Below are 15953 nucleotides of genomic sequence, written 5' to 3' on the forward strand. Positions count from 1 at the left end.
CCGCTTCGCCTCCCACGCCTCGACGCGGCGCCGTCGACCCACATCTGGAGCGTCCCCATGGCCCAGGGAACCGACACCCCCACCAGCCCGCCCGGCGGCGCGGCGACCGGCACGGACGAGTACCTGCACCGCCGCACCCTGCGCCGGGGCAGCGCCGGCTGGTTCCTGCTGACCGGACTCGGCGTCGCCTATGTCGTGTCCGGCGACTACTCCGGCTGGAACATCGGTCTGTCCAAGGGCGGCTTCGGAGGGCTCGCCGCGGCCACCGTGCTGATGGGCCTGATGTACGCGTGCCTGGTCTTCGCGCTGGCGGAACTCTCCGCCATCCTGCCCACGGCCGGCGGCGGCTACGGCTTCGCACGCCGCGCGCTGGGCACCTGGGGCGGCTTCCTGACAGGTACGGCCATCCTCATCGAGTACATCCTCGCCCCGGCCGCCATCTCGCTGTTCATCGGTGACTACATCGAATCCCTCGGCCTGTTCGGGCTCACCTCCGGCCGGCCCGTCTATCTCGCCTGCTTCGCCGTCTTCATCGGCATCCACCTCTGGGGCGTCGGCGAGGCGCTGCGGTTCAGCCTGGTCGTGACCGCGGTCGCCGTCGCCGCTCTGCTGGTCTTCGCCATCGGCGCGTTCACCGACTTCGACGCGGCCCGTCTCGACGACATCCCGGTCGACACCGACGCGTTCGGCTCCTCGTCCTGGCTGCCCTTCGGACTGCTCGGGATCTGGGCCGCCTTCCCCTTCGGCATGTGGTTCTTCCTGGGCGTCGAAGGCGTGCCGCTCGCCGCCGAGGAGGCCAGGGACCCGGTCAGGTCGATGCCGAAGGCGCTCGCCATTTCGCTGACCGTGCTGGTGGGGCTGGCGGTGCTGACCTTCCTCTCCGCCACCGGCGCCCAGGGCGCGAAGGCCATCCAGGAAGCGGGCAATCCCCTCGTGGTCGCCCTGGAGGGCGAGGGCGGTCCCACCGGTCTGAGCCGCTTCGTCAACTACGCCGGCCTGGCGGGCCTGGTGGCCTCGTTCTTCTCGCTGATCTTCGCCGGGTCCCGGCAGTTGTTCGCGCTCTCCCGGGCCGGCTACCTGCCGCGCTTCCTCTCACTGACCAACCGGCGCAAGTCCCCCTACCTCGGCCTGCTGATTCCCGGCGCGATCGGCTTCGCCGCCTGGATCGGCAACGGGGGACGGATGCTGAACGTCGCCGTCTTCGGCGCCACCATCAGCTACGCGCTGATGGCGCTCTCCCACATGGTGCTGCGCCGCCGAGAACCACACCTCGAACGGCCCTACCGCACGCCCGGCGGCGCGCTCACCTCGTCCGTGGCATTCGTGCTGGCATGCTCGGCGCTGGTGGCGACCTTCCTGGTGGACCGCGACGCGGCGTTCATCGCCCTCGGCGTGTACGGGGCGGCGCTGGCCCACTTCGCGTTCTACAGCCGCCACCGCCTCGTCGCGAGCGCCCCGGAGGAGGAGTTCGCCGCCCTGGCCGCGGCCGAGGCCGAATTGTCACGGACCTGAACAGGACCGCGACACAAGGGCGTTGTCCCTGTGCCCGCACCTGCCACGTCCGTACGAGGCAGGAGCCGCACCACGACCGAGCAGCCAACGAACCAGAGGAGGGGCTCCATGACCCGGCCCGTCATCGGCATCAGCACCTATCAGGAACCGGCCCGGTGGGGTGTGTGGGAAATGCCGGCCGCCCTGCTGCCCGCCTCCTACCCGCGCCTGGTGCGGGCGTCCGGCGGCCTGGCGGTGATGCTGCCGCCCGACGACACCGCCGAAGCGGCCCGGGAGGCCGTGGCCGCACTGGACGGTGTGGTGATCGCGGGCGGCGCAGACGTCGAGCCGGCACGCTACGGGCAGTCGCCCGACCCCCGCACCGGTCCGCCCGCCCCCGCACGCGACGCGTGGGAACTCGCCCTGATCGAAGCGGCGATCGACCAGCAGGTCCCGCTGCTGGGCATCTGCCGGGGCATGCAACTGCTCAACGTCGCTCTCGGCGGCACCCTGCACCAGCACCTGGACGGCCACACCGCAGGCGCAGGCGTCTTCGGTGAACACACCGTCACACCCGTCCCCGGCACGGTGTACGCGACGGTCGTGGCGGGTGCGGCCGTGGTGCCCACCTACCACCACCAGGCCGTGGACCGCCTGGGATCCGGCCTCACCGCGAGCGCGCACGCGTCCGACGGCACCGCGGAGGCCATCGAGCTCACCGGCCACGAGAGCCTGGTGCTGGGGGTCCAGTGGCACCCCGAAATGGGTGAGGACATCCGGGTCATGGCCGCGCTCGTGGACGCGGCTGCCCGGCGCCGCTCGGCCACCCGGCCGGGCGCGGCCGTACTGTGACCGCCGGACGGGGCGGCGCGGGGGAGACGAGACCCTCTCTTGTCATCGGCCTTTGCCTGCACATAAGTTGGGCGCTTGCGACGTGTCCTATTGCCAGTGGGGGAGCCAAGTCATGGCCGGGAACGGACGGCACCGCAGATATCAGCCCAGCCGGATCAACCGTGCCTCGCTCACGGTCACCGCGGGCGGTGCGGGCCTCGCGCTCCCGCTCATCGCAGCCGCCTCGGCGGGCGCCGCGTCGACGGATGTCTGGGAGAAGGTCGCCGCCTGCGAGTCCACCGGCAACTGGCACATCAACAACGGCAATGGCTACTTCGGCGGACTGCAGTTCAGCCGTTCGACCTGGGCGGCCTACGGAGGCACGGTCTACGCCCCGCGCGCCGATCTGGCCACCAAGGGCGAGCAGATCGCCATCGCGGAGAAGGTGCTCGACGCGCAGGGACCGGGCGCATGGCCGGGCTGTTCGACAAGGGCGGGGCTGACCAGTGGCGGGGAAACCGCCGACATCAACCCGCAGTCGCAGCGGACCGGTCAGCCGCAGGCGCCCGGCAAGGCCGCACCCGGCAAGAGCGCCGAGGGGAAGCCGACGACGAAACGCATGTCCGTCCCCGCCACGCCGACCACCGTGCCCGGCAAGCGCGAGTCGTACACCGTGGCACGCGGCGACTCGCTCTCCGCGATCGCGGCGACCGAGCACGTCCGGGGCGGCTGGCAACACCTCTACGCTCAGAACCGCGAGGTCGTCGGCGACGACCCGGACTTCATCCTGCCCGGTCAGCGCCTGAGCCTGGACACGACCCGCTCGCCGAGGCCGGTACCCCGGACGGGCACGCCCGCGCAGGCCGAGCCGAAGCCCCGGAAGGCCACCGCACCGAAGCAGCGACCGGCCGCGTCGCAGCACCATGAGGCGAAGCCCCAGCACCAGGCCGCGAAACCCCGGCACCAAGCGGCCGGGGCCCATCACGACACCGCCAGGCCGAAGCCGAAGGCGCACCCGAAGAAGACCGAGAGCCATCGGCCGAAGGAGCGGACGGAGCAGCACTCCGGCCTCGTCGCCCCCGTCGCGGCCGGCATCGGCACCCCGTACCACCAGGCCGGTTCCTGGGCCAGCGGCTATCACACCGGGGTCGACTTCCCTGTCCCGACCGGCACGTCGATCAGGGCGGTTGCCTCCGGCACCGTCGTCTCGGCGGGCTGGGGCGGGGCGTACGGCTATCAGGTCGTCATCCGGCACAGCGACGGCAAGTACAGCCAGTACGCGCATCTGTCCGCACTGCATGTGCGGGAAGGCCGGCATGTCTCCGCGGGCCAGCGGATCGCCCGCTCCGGCTCCACCGGGAACGTCACGGGCCCGCACCTGCACTTCGAGATCCGCACAGGCCCCGGCTACGGATCGGACATCGACCCGCTGGCCTACCTCAGGGCGGGCGGCGTCAGCGTCTGAACGGCCGCGTCGTCGGGACCGGCGGACCCCGCGGACATGCCGTCCCGCCCCTCCGCGCCGGTGTACGACGACGGCCCCGGCTCGAACGACACCCGGCCCAGACAGTCCAGCGGCATCAGCGTGGGCAGCGGACGCGCCGAGGAGAACGCTTCCGGGACCGTCTCGACGGCCCCGGCGGGCGTCGGGACCACAAGCACCCGGAGGGTGGGCACCGCGTCCCCGCCCTCCGCGTCCGCCCCGGCCGCCGACGCTTCCGGGAGCCCGCTGCACGCCGCCTGCGCGGCGCGGTGCTCCGCGCCCAGCCGTTCCGTCGTCAGCAGTATCAGGCCGCCCGCGGCCAGCACCGCGCAGGCCGACGCGACCATCGTCCCGGCCGTGCCGTGCCGGAACTGCTCGCCGAACATCGTGATGCCGACGACGGCAGCTATCACCGGGTTCACCACGGTCACCGTCGCCAGCGGCGCGGTCAGCCCGGCACCCCGGTACGCGGCCTGGGAGAGCAGCATTCCCGCGGCCGCGAAACCGGCGATCGCCAGCAGCGCCGGGAGCCCTGCCGTCACCGCACCGGAGGCCCACCCCACCGCCACTGTCTTCACGAACACCGACGCGATGCCGAACGCGATGCCGGCCGCCCCTGCCAGAACCACGCTCCGTACCACCGGCCGGCGCACACCCGTGGAGATCAGGGCGAGCAGCGCGACCGCACCGAGCGTCACACCGGCGACGATCAACTGGTCCGTGCCGTTCAGGGAGTGCGACTCGGCGTGCCCCGTGAGCGCGAGCAGGCCCGCCAGACCGACGGTCGCCATGACCGCGCCCCGCCACGCCGTGGCCCCGGCCCGGCGGCGCACGAAGAGCGCCGCCATCGGCAGGGCGAAGACGATGGTCAGTGCGCCGAGCGGCTGGACGAGACTGAGGGGGCCGTAGGCCAGGGCCACGACATGGAGCACCGCGCCGCCGCCGTTCAGCGCCACGGCGGCCCACCAGACACGGTTGCGCAGCGGTGCGAGGGAGCGGGCGTCGCCGGTCGCCGCCACGCGCTCCTGGACGATCGCCCCGGCCGCGTACGCGACCGCGGAGAGCAGTGACAGCAGCACGGACAGCGCAAGGGAACTCATGTACAACACAATGTCTCTTCGACGCGGCTGCGTCGTCGTCCTTGAGGCGGCGATTCGGCGTACTGCTTTGGTAGTACGGCCGTGGCCCCATTGTCCTCCTGGGGAGGGTAGCTCTCCCTCCGGAGAGCTCAGGCCCTCGCGCAGCCCTCCACCCGTGGGGGGTACGGTGCACGGCGGGCCGTGGCATGTCAGGGGCCGAGCGGTCCGGGCCGAGGACCGGAGAGCCGAGAGGGAGCGCAATCGATGGACGGGTCCGCGGCGGCCTCGGTGGGCGGATTCTTCGCGCTGCGGACCACCGCGCCGCCCGATGCGGCGCACCGCCCGCTGGCACGGTTGTACGCGGGGGAGCAGGCCCCGCTCACGGCCCGGATCGACACCGTCGCCGCCCGGCTGGGCACCCCCGAGCGCCGAGTGGCCGCCTCCGTCGCGCACCTGGGACTGGCTTCCCGCTTCTGGTCGGTGGCCCTCGGACCGGCGGCACTGACCGGCAGCTTCCCGGGCCTCTCGCCCAGCGCCCTCCACTGGGACCCGCGGCACCCGGCACCCGACGATCTCTGGCTGGACGGCACCGAGTCGCTGCCCGGCACCGCGTGCCGGATCCGGGAGGCCGTCCAGTACGGCCACCTGGTGCCCCTCGCCGGGGCGATCCACCGGGACGGCCCGCTGTCCGACCGGCTGCTCCAGGGCAACGCGGGGTCCGCGCTGGCAGGAGCGCTGCGCCAGCTCCTCGCCTGGGCGCGAACGCACCGCCGCCCCGAGGTGGCCGCGCGGGCCCGCGCACTGACCGCCGAACTCTTCGACCACCCGGACCTGCGGAACACCGGCGCACCGCACGACGCGGCGTTCCGTCGGCGCAGTTGCTGTCTCTACTACCGCACACCGGCCGGCGGCCTGTGCGGTGACTGCGTCTTCGATAGCGTCTGACACCGTGCGCGCATTCTTGACGCCCATCACCGGGACCCGAGAATGACCGCGCTCCAACCAATGTTGTCCAAGGAGAGTTGCGCACCCGGCACCTTTGCCATCGACCGCTGCGTCCAGTCGGCCGGCCTCGACGGTGCGGCGCGCACGCGCACCCATCTGACCACCGATGACGTCCGATCGGCCCGCTCGCTCTCCTTCACGGTCGGCGGAGGGCCGTCGGCCTGGGGCACTTCCGCCTCGGACGCCCCGCCCGCACTGGGCCGACCGTGGTCGTGGGGCGGGCGGCGTCCCGCCCGCCCCACAGCTCAACTGCTCAGTTCGAACTCGGCCCGGATGCGCTTGCCCACCGGCACGCGCTCGGCGGTCAGCCGGTCGCACAGCGCCACCACGATCTCCATGCCGTGGCCGCCCGGGCGTGCCGGGTCGGGGGAGTAGAACAGCGGCAGCGCGGTGCTGGAGTCGTACACCGTGACGCTGACGCGCTCCGCGGTGCCCTCCAGCTCCAGCAGATACGGGCCCTGGCTGTAGCGGTCGGCGTTGGTGACCAGCTCGCTCACCGCCAGCAGCAGATCGCTGCGGGTGTGCTCACCGAAGACCGCGAGCCACTCGGCGGCCAGCCGGACCAGAAAGCGGTCGGCCAGTTCCCGGGCCTGCGCGATGCAGCCTGGCTCGCCGTCGAACACCTCGGCGCTGTGCAGAACCTCCGTGGACCGGTCCGGGCAGGGGCAGTCGGCCGGTCGCGGGGTGACCTGTTCGTTCATGTGCTCCAGCCAGGGCGACGCAGGGGTGTTCGGTGACAGCTTCTCGACGTCCGCCTACCCGCGACGAACGGTCCCACTCCGGGGAGAACCCAGCAGTTCTCAGCCAAGAACGGGCCGCCCGGCCATGGTGTCCGTGACGAGCGGTTCCGCCCCGGCGCGCACGGGCACGTCGGGGGAGGCCGGCAGCGTGAAAGCGGATGCGGGTGCCTTCGGAGGTCTCCTCGTCCAGCCAGATCCGCCCCCACCGTGGAACTCCACGATCTTCCGGCACGGCGCCAGACCGATGCCCGTTGCCTCGTACGCGTCCCTGCCGTGCAGACGCTGGAAGATGACGAACACCGGCCGGAGAGCCGCCCGAGGGGAGTCCGGCCACGCTCCACCCCCTGGTACGCACGCCCCTGGTACGCACGGCACGGCCCGGCCCCGGCCGTCCGGCAGCGAAGCATATGGGGACAGGCCGGTGGAGGAGCGCCGGGGCAGGGGCGGCGCGGTCGTCGGGGCCGAGCCCGGGAACGGCGCCGAACGGCCGTGAAGTCACGCGAACGGAGCAGCATCAGGTGCATGGCAGACTTGATCGGGGCGTTCGGCCCGGCAGAAGCAGGTACGGCGGTCGGCGCCACGAGAGACGGACGGCAGAGGAACGGCAATGACGGTGACAGAGGACAGCGCGGAGCTCGCTCCCGGAACTGAGGAGTTCGGTCCCGGAATCGACCCGGAGCGGCTGGCCGTCTGCCTGAGCGTGCTCGACGAACTCGACACCATCGAGATCGATCACCCCGACGCCATCGCCGTGCGCCGTGCCACGGCCGGTATCTACCGGACGGTGAAGCAGCGCCGCCGCCAGGAGCGCCGTGCCGCCAAGACCGCGCACGACAAGGCGGTCACCGAGGCCACCGCGACCGGCTCGGCCGACCGGATCGACGACGAGACCCAGGGGGTCCTGCCGTCCTCGTCCACCCGTGGTGAGATCGCGGGTGTGCTCCAGCGGCCCCGGTCCTGCTACATCTGCAAGACCAGGTACGTGGAGGTGGACGCGTTCTACCACCAGCTGTGCCAGTCGTGCGCACGGGAGAACCGCGCGCGCCGCGACGCACGGACCGACCTCACCGGCCGGCGCGCGCTCCTGACCGGCGGCCGCGCCAAGATCGGTATGTACATCGCGCTGCGGCTGCTGCGCGACGGTGCGCACACCACCATCACCACCCGCTTCCCCAATGACGCGATCCGCCGCTTCAAGGCGATGCCGGACAGCGACGAGTGGATCCACCGGCTGAAGATCGTCGGCATCGACCTGCGCGACCCCGCCCAGGTCGTCGCGCTCGCCGACTCGGTCGCCGCCGAGGGCCCGCTGGACATCCTGATCAACAACGCGGCCCAGACGGTGCGCCGCTCCGCGAACGCGTACAGCGAGCTGGTCAACGCCGAGTCCGTACCGCTCCCGGCGGGCGAGCTGCCCGCCGCCGAGGTCATCGGCACCTTCGGCAGCGGCACCGTCGACCGGGTCGCGGCCCTGCCGTCCGCCCGCAAGGAAGGTCTGAGCGCGCAGGACGTCACCGAGCTCGCCCTGGTCACCGGCTCCGCCTCGCTGGAGCGGATCGCCGCCGGGACGGCGATCGACGCGGGCGGACTGGTGCCCGACCTGCACCACACCAACAGCTGGATCCAGACCGTCGAGGAGGTCGAGCCGATCGAGTTGCTGGAAGTCCAGCTCTGCAACTCCACCGCCCCGTTCATTCTGATCAGCCGGCTCCGCCCGGCCATGGCGGCGACGGCAGCCAAGCGTGCCTACGTGGTCAACGTATCCGCGATGGAGGGCGTTTTCAGCCGCGGCTACAAGGGCGCGGGTCACCCGCACACGAACATGGCCAAGGCCGCCCTGAACATGCTCACCCGTACGAGCGCCCAGGAGATGTTCGAGAAGGACGGCATCCTGATGACCGCCGTCGACACCGGCTGGATCACCGACGAGCGCCCGCACCCCGACAAGATCCGGCTTGCAGAGGAGGGCTTCCACGCCCCGCTCGACCTGGTCGACGGCGCCGCCCGGGTCTACGACCCGATCGTGCGCGGCGAGGACGGCGAGGATCTGTACGGCTGCTTCCTCAAGGACTATGCGCCCGCCAACTGGTAGGCGAGCGGTGATGCGGCGTACGTGAGGTGCTGAGGATCCGGTCGGGAGTCGCTTCCGGCCGGGTCTTTTGCCTATGCGGTGGCTGAAAGTGGCCTAGAGCACACGTTCCATCGAGCGCGGAGGCGCTCATTTGGTTACCCTGATGTGAACGGACGTAATCGAGGAGTCCACAAACCTTCCTCGACCGTCCCGGGACAGGCTTTCAACCAAGTCGCCGTCCCGCCCCCGTACCCGGCGCCACCGCGACCGAACTGTTCTTGCCCCTGCCCCACCACGGGCGGCCGACGTCCGGCAATGAGGCCGGGACATCGGCGATGCCCGGGGCTACGTGACACAAAGGAGTGCGCGGTGACGACACCGGAACTGACGAAGCACGAGAAGCGACCGGCCGAACGGCACGGAGACCGGGCCCGCGAGCCCGAGAAGCTCCGGAACATCGAGGTCTGGGCCAGGTCCGCACCGATCCGTCTGGCCGGCTACGAGGACGACCTCGCCGAGCCGCACATCCTGCCGGGAATCGACTGACTCCGCTTTACCCCGGCATCACCACACCGAGCTCCGGACCGCCGCACCGTGCGGTCCGGAGCTCGGTGTGGTGGTGTCCTCGGAATGACGTGGCACCGTACCCGCTGCGCGGCGGCAACTTCGACGGCTCGGGCTGCACCTTCCCGGCCGGGGAACTCCCGGCCGGGAACGGGAGATAGGCGGCACCGCCTTCCTTTTCCCCTGCTCCGCGCCGGGCAAGCCGTCCCTGCGCATCTTCGCGCTCTCGCTCCAACCGGCTGCGCGCGGCAGGGCGTTGGAAGCACGCGTGGGTGTTCAAGATCGCCTGGTCGGGCTGATCCAAGAGGGGCCGAGCGAGACGGGGCGCATGAAGTCCCGCACATAGGTCCGGTGCCACCAGCACCCGGTGGCCCGCAGTTCGCGCCAGGACGTGTACCGGTAGTGGTACACCCTGGCACGGACGTGTGCGGGCGGAACGCCGGGGAACGGGTTGTGGCGCAGCAGCCGCAGGGTGTCCCGGTCGTTCTCCAGCAGCCTCTCCACGAACGGGCCGAACCACGGACGGGCGTACACGGGGGACAGCGCCGCGAACCACATCAGCCAGTCCAGCCGCAGATGGTACGGGGCGAACTGGCGGGGCATCCGGCGCAGATCGCCCGGCTTGCCGCGGAAGCCGTACTCCCGCCAGACGGTGCCGTCGTGGAGCACCTCCTCGTCCGTGCCCTCGACCACCACCTCCAGCCGGACCCGGCTGATGCTGCCGAACGCGCCGTAGGTGTTGACCAGGTGCAGCGGGTCGAACGAGCGGTTCATCACCTGGCGGCGGGAGACCAGATTGCGCGCCGGACGGTAGCTGAGGAAGACGACCAGCGCGAAGGCCGCCAGGACGACGATCTCGTACCAGAGCGGCGGAGCGGACTGGGCCGGCGGCGTGGCGAACAGGGACCAGTCCACGGCCGGCAGCGCCAGGGTGATCGTCAGCCAGTTCAGCCAGGCGAAGTTCCCCGAGAAGACCAGCCACAGCTGGGTGACGATCATCAGCCCCGCCGCCGCGCTCGCCACCGGCTGCGGAGTGAACAGGAGCACCGGCACCAGGAGTTGCGTGACGTGGTTGGCCGCCACCTCGGCCCGGTGCACGGACTTCGGCAGCCGGTGGAAGAACCAGCTCAGCGGCCCCGGCATCGGCTGGGTCTCGTGGTGGAAATACAGACACGTCAGCCTGCGCCAGCACTCGTCGCCGCGGATCTTGATCAGACCGGCACCGAACTCGACCCGGAACAGCACCCAGCGCAGCAGCCACAGCACCAGGACCGGCGGAGCCGTGTGCGCGTTGCCGAGAAAGACGGCGAGGAACCCGGTCTCCAGCAGCAGCGATTCCCAGCCGAAGCCGTACCAGGTCTGGCCGACCTGGACGATCGACAGATAGAGCGCCCAGGGCAGCGCCCAGAGCACCATCGCAGCCCAGAGCGGAAGGTGCGAGTCCGCGCCCGCGAGCAGGGCGACGGCGATCGCGCAGCCGGTCCAGGAGACGGCGGCGAAGAAACGGTCGCTGTAGTGGAGCCTGAAGAGTCCGGGGGCGCTGCGCCAGTCCGTGCGCCGCAGGAAGTCGGGTACGGGCAGCATGCCGCGTTCGCCGATCAGCGCCCGGAACTGGAGCGCGGCGGTGAGGAACGCGAACAGGTAGATACCGGCGAGAGCGCGCTGGAAGACCAGCCGGCTGAGCCAGTACCCGTCTGCGGTGAACCACTCCATCGCTTCCAGTATCGGCCCACCGGCTCCGCTCAGCCCTTCAGCCCGGCACGCTCCTCGGCCACGATCCGGCGCAGCGTGGCTCCGAGCCGGCGGGCGTACCACCGCTGCGCCACCGGCACGAGCGGGCCCGCGAGGCGGGTGTACCAGGCATCCGGGCGGCTGAACGCCGTGACGGTGAACCACACCGTCCCGTCGTCCGCCGACTCCACCACGAAGGACTCCTCGCCGCACTCGGGGTGTTCGTCCAGCGTCCCGTACCCGAATCCGATGAGGTGCTGCTCGTACGCCGCCCAGACGACGCGGCAGGGGGCGGCGAACCGGAACGGGCCGACGCCGAGGGACACCCGGACGGACACCCCGGCCTCGGCGCGGTCCGCCGACGCCCGGACTTCGGCTCCGGAGGTGCGGTGCATGCGCCAGCCGGTGACGGCGGCGCCCGCCGCCTCGAAGTCGGCCCGGCCGCGGCCGACCCGGGTGCGGTGGTGGAGATGGTGGTAACCGTCCGGAAGCGGGCCGAGGCGGGTGGCTCCGACCTCGGGGTAGGTGAATGCGTTCATGCGGTCCTGCCTTCGTGGTCGGTGCGGTTCTGGAGCCTTCGCCAGGCGAGCAGCGAGCAGAGCGCGAAGCCCAGCGCGTTCCCGAGGCCATGGGTGGCGGCCATCCAGGCCAGTGTGGGGTGGGGGAGCCCGGTGGCCTCGCCGAGCGCCCAGCTCAGCGCGAGCAGCATGGTGACGGCGAGCACGGCGGACGAGACGCAGAGCAGTGCCCGGGTGACCCGGTCCCGATTCCGGTCGCGGATCGAGCGCCAGGTGAGGAGGGCGACGGTCCACATACCGGCGGTCAGTACGACCGTGCCGGCCAGCTCGGCCCAGTCCCCGACGAAGTAGCCGGTCAGGACGAGCAGGGTGCCCAGTGGCACGCTCAGTGCGGCGAACCTTCCCGCACGGCCGTCGGCGGTCCGGCAGACGAGCCCCGCGATCAGCGCGGCGGCGAATCCGGCGAAATGGAAGTGCGGCACGGTCAGTGCGAGGATGCCGAGCCCGAAGCCGAAGAGCGGGTGCCCCGAGCGTTCGGCGACCAGGGCCGTGGCGGCGATCGACGGCGCGATCAGGGCGGTGAGCAGGGCGAGCTCGGCCGGTGCCCGGGACGTGGGGAGGTGGCGGAGCAGGAGCAGCCGGCGCGGTGCGTGCAGGGCGAGGAGTACCGCCCCGACTGCGTAGCAGGCCGCCAGGGCGGTGGCCGGGTCGCCGCGCGGCAGCCAGAGGGAGATGGCGCCGGGCACGGCGAAGAGCGGCCAGAGACGCCGTATCCGGTCCAGCCCAGGGATTCCGGCCAGCCGCAGCCCCACCGGGACCACCACCAGCATGCCCAGCATCACGATCGGACCGACCAGTACCGCCATCACGACCCCCTCGACTTGAACGTGTTCAAGTGTGTGCGGGGGTGACTCTACGGCCCTTCTTGAACGTGTTCAAGAAGGGCTGTGGGAAGGGTGTGCGCCGGATCGGGTCACGGCGGGGCGGCGTCCGGTGCCGGGCGTCACAGGACGCCCCGACGCCACTCCCGTACCAGCAGATATCCGAGATAGGCGCCCCCGATGGCCATCGTGCAGATGCCGACGGGCAGGTTGTCGAGGAGCGGCAGTTGCTGGGCGCAGAGATCCGCGAGCACCAGCAGCAACGCGCCGGTCAGTGCCGACAGCACCAGGTGCGGGCCGGATACCCGGGTGATCCGCTTTGCGATCTGCGGCGCCGTGAGCGAGACGAACGCGATGGGTCCGGCGACGCTGACGGCGCCGGCGGAGAGCACGATGGCGAGGACCACGGCGACCGTCTTCGTGTGCCGGGGCTCCGCTCCGAGCGCGCCCGCGATGTCGGCGCCCATCTCCCCGATGTCCAGCCGCCGCACGATCAGCGCGGTGAGCGGGGCAACGGCCAGCAGCACCAGCCAGATCGTGGTCGCGTCGTCCCAGGACCGTGCCGACAGGCTGCCGTTGACATAGGCGGTGAGCACGGCGGCCCGGTCGCGCTCCATGGCATAGACGACGTACTGGGTGATCGCGGTGCCGATCGCTGCGACCCCGATGCCCGCGATGACGAGCCGGGCCGGGTTGCGGAATCCCGTCCCGGTCGACACGTAAACCAGCACCATGGCGAGCGCGGCGCCGAGCAGCGCGCCAAGTGCCACCGGCACGGTGTCCGGGAACAGCAGCGCGGCGATCGCGGCGCCGGCTCCGGCGCCGGACGCCAGCCCGATCACATCGGGGCTGCCGAGCGGGTTGCGGGTGACGGACTGGAAGAGCGCCCCGGAGAGCCCGAGCGCCCCGCCGGTACCCACGGCGACCACCAGACGCGGCCCGCGCAGCCGTTCGATGACGAACGCGTTCTTGCCCTCGGCCCCGCCGGTCAACGCCCCGGCGAGTTCGGGGAGCGGAATGCCCAGCCGCCCGAGCGACAGCGTGGCGACGGCGCCCGCCACCAGCAGCACGAACAGCACGAATGCCGTCAGTACGGACACCCGCCGGATGGGCAGGGCCACCCTCCGGCCGGCCGTCAGGACCTTCCTCGGCGAGGCGGTACGGACCGCGGCCTGATGCGACGTCATGAGTTGCCCCTCATCCTGCGTACGGCCATGAGCAGTGCGGGCGCCCCGATGAACGCGGTCACGACACCGACCATCAGCTCCTGCGGGCGCATCACCACCCGCCCCACGACATCCGCCAGGAGCAGCAGCGCCGGGCCGGTCAGCGCCGAGAAGAGGATCTGCATCCGGAAGTCGACCCCGACCAGCGCCCGCACCACATGCGGAACGGCCAGTCCGACGAAGGCGATCGGGCCGACGGCCGCCGTGGCCGCCGCGCTCAGCAGCGTGGCCGAGAACAGCGCGCCCGCCCGCACCAGCGCCGGACTGGCCCCCAGGGACGCCGCCGTCGAGTCACCGAGGGCCAGCGTGTTGAGGCCGGGACCGAGCACCGCGGCCAGCACCAGTCCGGCCACGGCGAACGGCAGGACCGACCAGAAGACGTCGAAGTCCCGTCCGCCGAGCGCACCGACCACCCAGTACCGGTAGCTGTCGAACACCTTCGGGCGGCTCAGCGTCACCGCCTGGATGAACGCCATCAGCACGGCGGAAAGCACCGCACCGGCGAGCACCAGCCGCACCGGCCCGCTGCCCGAACCCGCCGATCCGATCGTATGGACGAGCAGACCGGCGACCAGGGCACCGGGCAGCGCCCACCACATGGTCTCCGTACTGCCCGAGGCCCCGAGGAACGCCGTCGCGGCGACGATGCTCGCACTGGCGCCGGCGTTGATCCCGAGAAGGCCCGGATCGGCGAGTGGATTGCGGGTCACGCCCTGCATGAGAGTGCCCGCGACGGCCAGGCAGAGACCGGCGAGCAGACCGAGCGCGGTCCGGGGGCAGCGGCTCTCGACGATGGCGGTGACATTCGGGTCGGCGGTCCCGGACAGCACGTCCAGCACATCGCCGAACGAGGTGGTCCGGCTGCCGAACATGATGCTCGCGAACACGGCGAGCACGAGGAAGGCGACCGCGAGGGCGACGGAACACACCCGCCGGGCGGTGCCGGCACCGCCCGGCGGCGCGTGCGTGGTGGTGGCCATGTGTGTGACGGCCGGTCTCAGCCGTTGTCGGCGGCCTTGACGGCCTCGTCGATCAGCGGCAGGTAACGGTCGATCACCCACGGCACGGTGAGCGGGTTGATGATCGAGGAGGCGGTGACGAACGAGTTGTCCTCGCCGGCGACGACGGCGCCGCTCCTGACCGCGGGGATCGCAGCGTACAGCGGCTGCGCCTCGATCTCCTTGCGGGCCTTGTCGTCCATGTAGAAGGTGAAGACCAGGTCGCTGTCCTTCAGCTTCTCGGCGTTCTCCAGACCGATGAGCGCAGAGTCGGTGCCCTTGGTCTCCTTGAAGGTGTTCACCACCGGGTCGACCGTGAGCCCCAGTGAGGAGACCATCTTGACACGCTGCTCATCGGGCTTGAACACACCGAGGGTGCCGGGGCCGGTGTTGTAGATGTACGAGAACGTGTGCTTCTTGTACTCCGGGCGGGTCGCCGCGGCGTCGGCCAGCTGCTTCTCGATCTTTGAAGTGAGGGTCTTCGCCTGGTCGGGCTGACCCAGCGCCTTGGCGATGATCTCGATCTGCTGGTCCCAGTCGGTGCTCCACGGCAGGTCGGGATAGGCGACGGTGGGGGCGATGTCCTTGAGGATGTCGTAGTCCTTCTGCGTGATCCCGGACCACGGCGCGAGGATGACGTCCGGCTCCAGCTCGGTGATGGCCTCGAAGTCGATGTCCTCACCGCCCGTGAACTGGGTCGGCAGCTTGTCGCCGGACTTCTTCACCGCCTCGTGGATCCAGGGCAGATAGCCCGTCTTGTCGCTGCCCCACTCGTACTTCTCGATGCCCACCGGAGTGTGGCCGAGCGCGATGGCGGTCTCGGCCGAGCCCTGGCCGAGGGTGACGACCCGTTCGGGCTGCGCCTTGATCTCCGCGGTGCCGAGCGCGCTCTTGACGGAGACGGGGAACGCCCCGCTGTTCTTCCCGGAGGAGCCGGAGGCCGCCTTGCCGTCGTCGCTGGACGAGCAGCCGCCGAGGGCGAGAACGAGGGCTGCGGCTGCGGCAGTTGCGGCGAGCGTCCGGCGATGCGCGCGGGTGAACCGGGACATGGATGTTCCTCATGTTTGACGGATGGTGACAGGACTCCGCGACTGCGGGAGGGCATGCCGAAGGCAGGGCCGTACGGAGTACGACGGGCGGCCCCGATGCAGATCGCAAGGAGTTAGGCAAGCCTAAGCTAAGTCTTTGCGTGGCGACAACTGGCCCCTGGTGGGCGTGGTCGGCCCGGCGTTGCGCCGGGGTCGACCGCTGCGCCCGGGTGGCTTCTTTGGTCCAGACCTATTGACGGACGGTCCGGGTCTCCCTAGCGTGTGGCGAGCTGTGAGATGAGGGACT

The 15953-nt window shown here is 71.2% G+C and carries 14 protein-coding genes; 6 read left to right on the forward strand and 8 right to left on the reverse strand.

The features are described from left to right. Positions 1 to 57: 57 nt before the first annotated feature. From eat to IE107_RS01715, 3 genes are all read left to right on the forward strand, one after another. Positions 58 to 1512: an ethanolamine permease gene (gene eat, locus IE107_RS01705; protein ID WP_189540179.1), complete on the forward strand. Its 1455-nt coding sequence runs from the start codon at positions 58 to 60 to the stop codon at positions 1510 to 1512. A 108-nt stretch (positions 1513 to 1620) separates the two neighbouring features. Beyond that, positions 1621 to 2343 (forward strand): gamma-glutamyl-gamma-aminobutyrate hydrolase family protein, encoded by a 723-nt coding sequence (locus tag IE107_RS01710; protein ID WP_189540180.1) that lies wholly within the window; start codon positions 1621 to 1623, stop codon positions 2341 to 2343. A 112-nt stretch (positions 2344 to 2455) separates the two neighbouring features. Next, on the forward strand, positions 2456 to 3787 hold the full coding sequence (locus IE107_RS01715; RefSeq protein ID WP_189540182.1) for a peptidoglycan DD-metalloendopeptidase family protein: 1332 nt from the start codon (positions 2456 to 2458) through the stop codon (positions 3785 to 3787). Here IE107_RS01715 and IE107_RS01720 read toward each other — a convergent pair. After that, positions 3757 to 4905: a DMT family transporter gene (locus IE107_RS01720; protein ID WP_268246542.1), complete on the reverse strand. Its 1149-nt coding sequence runs from the start codon at positions 4903 to 4905 to the stop codon at positions 3757 to 3759. The genes IE107_RS01715 and IE107_RS01720 overlap by 31 nt on opposite strands. Before the next feature lie 243 nt (positions 4906 to 5148). Between IE107_RS01720 and IE107_RS01725 the strand changes: the two genes are divergently transcribed. Continuing rightward, entirely contained in the window at positions 5149 to 5829 is a 681-nt protein-coding gene (locus IE107_RS01725) for a (2Fe-2S)-binding protein (protein WP_189540186.1), read from the forward strand. Positions 5830 to 6134: 305 nt separating this feature from the next. Here IE107_RS01725 and IE107_RS01730 read toward each other — a convergent pair whose 3' ends face one another. Continuing rightward, positions 6135 to 6590: an ATP-binding protein gene (locus IE107_RS01730; protein WP_189540188.1), complete on the reverse strand. Its 456-nt coding sequence runs from the start codon at positions 6588 to 6590 to the stop codon at positions 6135 to 6137. Between the two features lie 646 nt (positions 6591 to 7236). On the opposite strand from IE107_RS01730, the gene IE107_RS01735 reads away from it, so the two are divergent. After that, positions 7237 to 8721: an SDR family NAD(P)-dependent oxidoreductase gene (locus IE107_RS01735; protein WP_189540190.1), complete on the forward strand. Its 1485-nt coding sequence runs from the start codon at positions 7237 to 7239 to the stop codon at positions 8719 to 8721. A 348-nt stretch (positions 8722 to 9069) separates the two neighbouring features. Continuing rightward, on the forward strand, positions 9070 to 9246 hold the full coding sequence (locus tag IE107_RS01740; protein ID WP_189540192.1) for a hypothetical protein: 177 nt from the start codon (positions 9070 to 9072) through the stop codon (positions 9244 to 9246). Positions 9247 to 9540: 294 nt separating this feature from the next. Here the strand turns inward: IE107_RS01740 and IE107_RS01745 are convergent, their stop codons facing one another. From IE107_RS01745 to IE107_RS01770, 6 genes are all read right to left on the reverse strand, one after another. Next, complete coding sequence (locus tag IE107_RS01745) at positions 9541 to 10977, reverse strand: lipase maturation factor family protein (protein WP_189540194.1); 1437 nt, start codon at positions 10975 to 10977, stop codon at positions 9541 to 9543. A gap of 29 nt (positions 10978 to 11006) precedes the next feature. Next, positions 11007 to 11534, reverse strand: coding sequence for a DUF1990 domain-containing protein (locus IE107_RS01750; protein WP_189540196.1), 528 nt, complete (start codon positions 11532 to 11534; stop codon positions 11007 to 11009). Further along, a complete protein-coding gene (locus tag IE107_RS01755) occupies positions 11531 to 12379 on the reverse strand; it encodes a YndJ family protein (protein ID WP_189540199.1) in 849 nt (282 codons plus the stop codon). Before IE107_RS01755 ends, IE107_RS01750 begins: the two co-directional genes overlap by 4 nt. 137 nt (positions 12380 to 12516) lie before the next feature. Continuing rightward, a complete protein-coding gene (locus IE107_RS01760) occupies positions 12517 to 13581 on the reverse strand; it encodes a FecCD family ABC transporter permease (RefSeq protein WP_189540200.1) in 1065 nt (354 codons plus the stop codon). After that, entirely contained in the window at positions 13578 to 14600 is a 1023-nt protein-coding gene (locus tag IE107_RS01765; RefSeq protein WP_189540202.1) for a FecCD family ABC transporter permease, read from the reverse strand. The genes IE107_RS01760 and IE107_RS01765 overlap by 4 nt, the downstream gene beginning before the upstream one ends. Before the next feature lie 17 nt (positions 14601 to 14617). Then, on the reverse strand, positions 14618 to 15667 hold the full coding sequence (locus tag IE107_RS01770) for an iron-siderophore ABC transporter substrate-binding protein (protein ID WP_189540205.1): 1050 nt from the start codon (positions 15665 to 15667) through the stop codon (positions 14618 to 14620). Between the last annotated feature and the right edge of the window lie 286 nt (positions 15668 to 15953).

The sequence above is a fragment of the Streptomyces gelaticus genome, assembly GCF_014649535.1.
In the GTDB taxonomy this organism is placed as follows: Bacteria; Actinomycetota; Actinomycetes; order Streptomycetales; family Streptomycetaceae; genus Streptomyces; species Streptomyces gelaticus.

What these genes read in the sequence shown, in the direction of transcription:
- eat (WP_189540179.1), top strand. Translation starts at nt 58, where the DNA reads ATGGCCCAGGGAACCGACACCCCCACCAGCCCGCCCGGCGGCGCGGCG.
- IE107_RS01710 (WP_189540180.1), top strand. Translation starts at nt 1,621, where the DNA reads ATGACCCGGCCCGTCATCGGCATCAGCACCTATCAGGAACCGGCCCGG.
- IE107_RS01715 (WP_189540182.1), top strand. Translation starts at nt 2,456, where the DNA reads ATGGCCGGGAACGGACGGCACCGCAGATATCAGCCCAGCCGGATCAAC.
- IE107_RS01720 (WP_268246542.1), bottom strand. Translation starts at nt 4,905, where the DNA reads ATGAGTTCCCTTGCGCTGTCCGTGCTGCTGTCACTGCTCTCCGCGGTC.
- IE107_RS01725 (WP_189540186.1), top strand. Translation starts at nt 5,149, where the DNA reads ATGGACGGGTCCGCGGCGGCCTCGGTGGGCGGATTCTTCGCGCTGCGG.
- IE107_RS01730 (WP_189540188.1), bottom strand. Translation starts at nt 6,590, where the DNA reads ATGAACGAACAGGTCACCCCGCGACCGGCCGACTGCCCCTGCCCGGAC.
- IE107_RS01735 (WP_189540190.1), top strand. Translation starts at nt 7,237, where the DNA reads ATGACGGTGACAGAGGACAGCGCGGAGCTCGCTCCCGGAACTGAGGAG.
- IE107_RS01745 (WP_189540194.1), bottom strand. Translation starts at nt 10,977, where the DNA reads ATGGAGTGGTTCACCGCAGACGGGTACTGGCTCAGCCGGCTGGTCTTC.
- IE107_RS01750 (WP_189540196.1), bottom strand. Translation starts at nt 11,534, where the DNA reads ATGAACGCATTCACCTACCCCGAGGTCGGAGCCACCCGCCTCGGCCCG.
- IE107_RS01755 (WP_189540199.1), bottom strand. Translation starts at nt 12,379, where the DNA reads ATGGCGGTACTGGTCGGTCCGATCGTGATGCTGGGCATGCTGGTGGTG.
- IE107_RS01760 (WP_189540200.1), bottom strand. Translation starts at nt 13,581, where the DNA reads ATGACGTCGCATCAGGCCGCGGTCCGTACCGCCTCGCCGAGGAAGGTC.
- IE107_RS01765 (WP_189540202.1), bottom strand. Translation starts at nt 14,600, where the DNA reads ATGGCCACCACCACGCACGCGCCGCCGGGCGGTGCCGGCACCGCCCGG.
- IE107_RS01770 (WP_189540205.1), bottom strand. Translation starts at nt 15,667, where the DNA reads ATGTCCCGGTTCACCCGCGCGCATCGCCGGACGCTCGCCGCAACTGCC.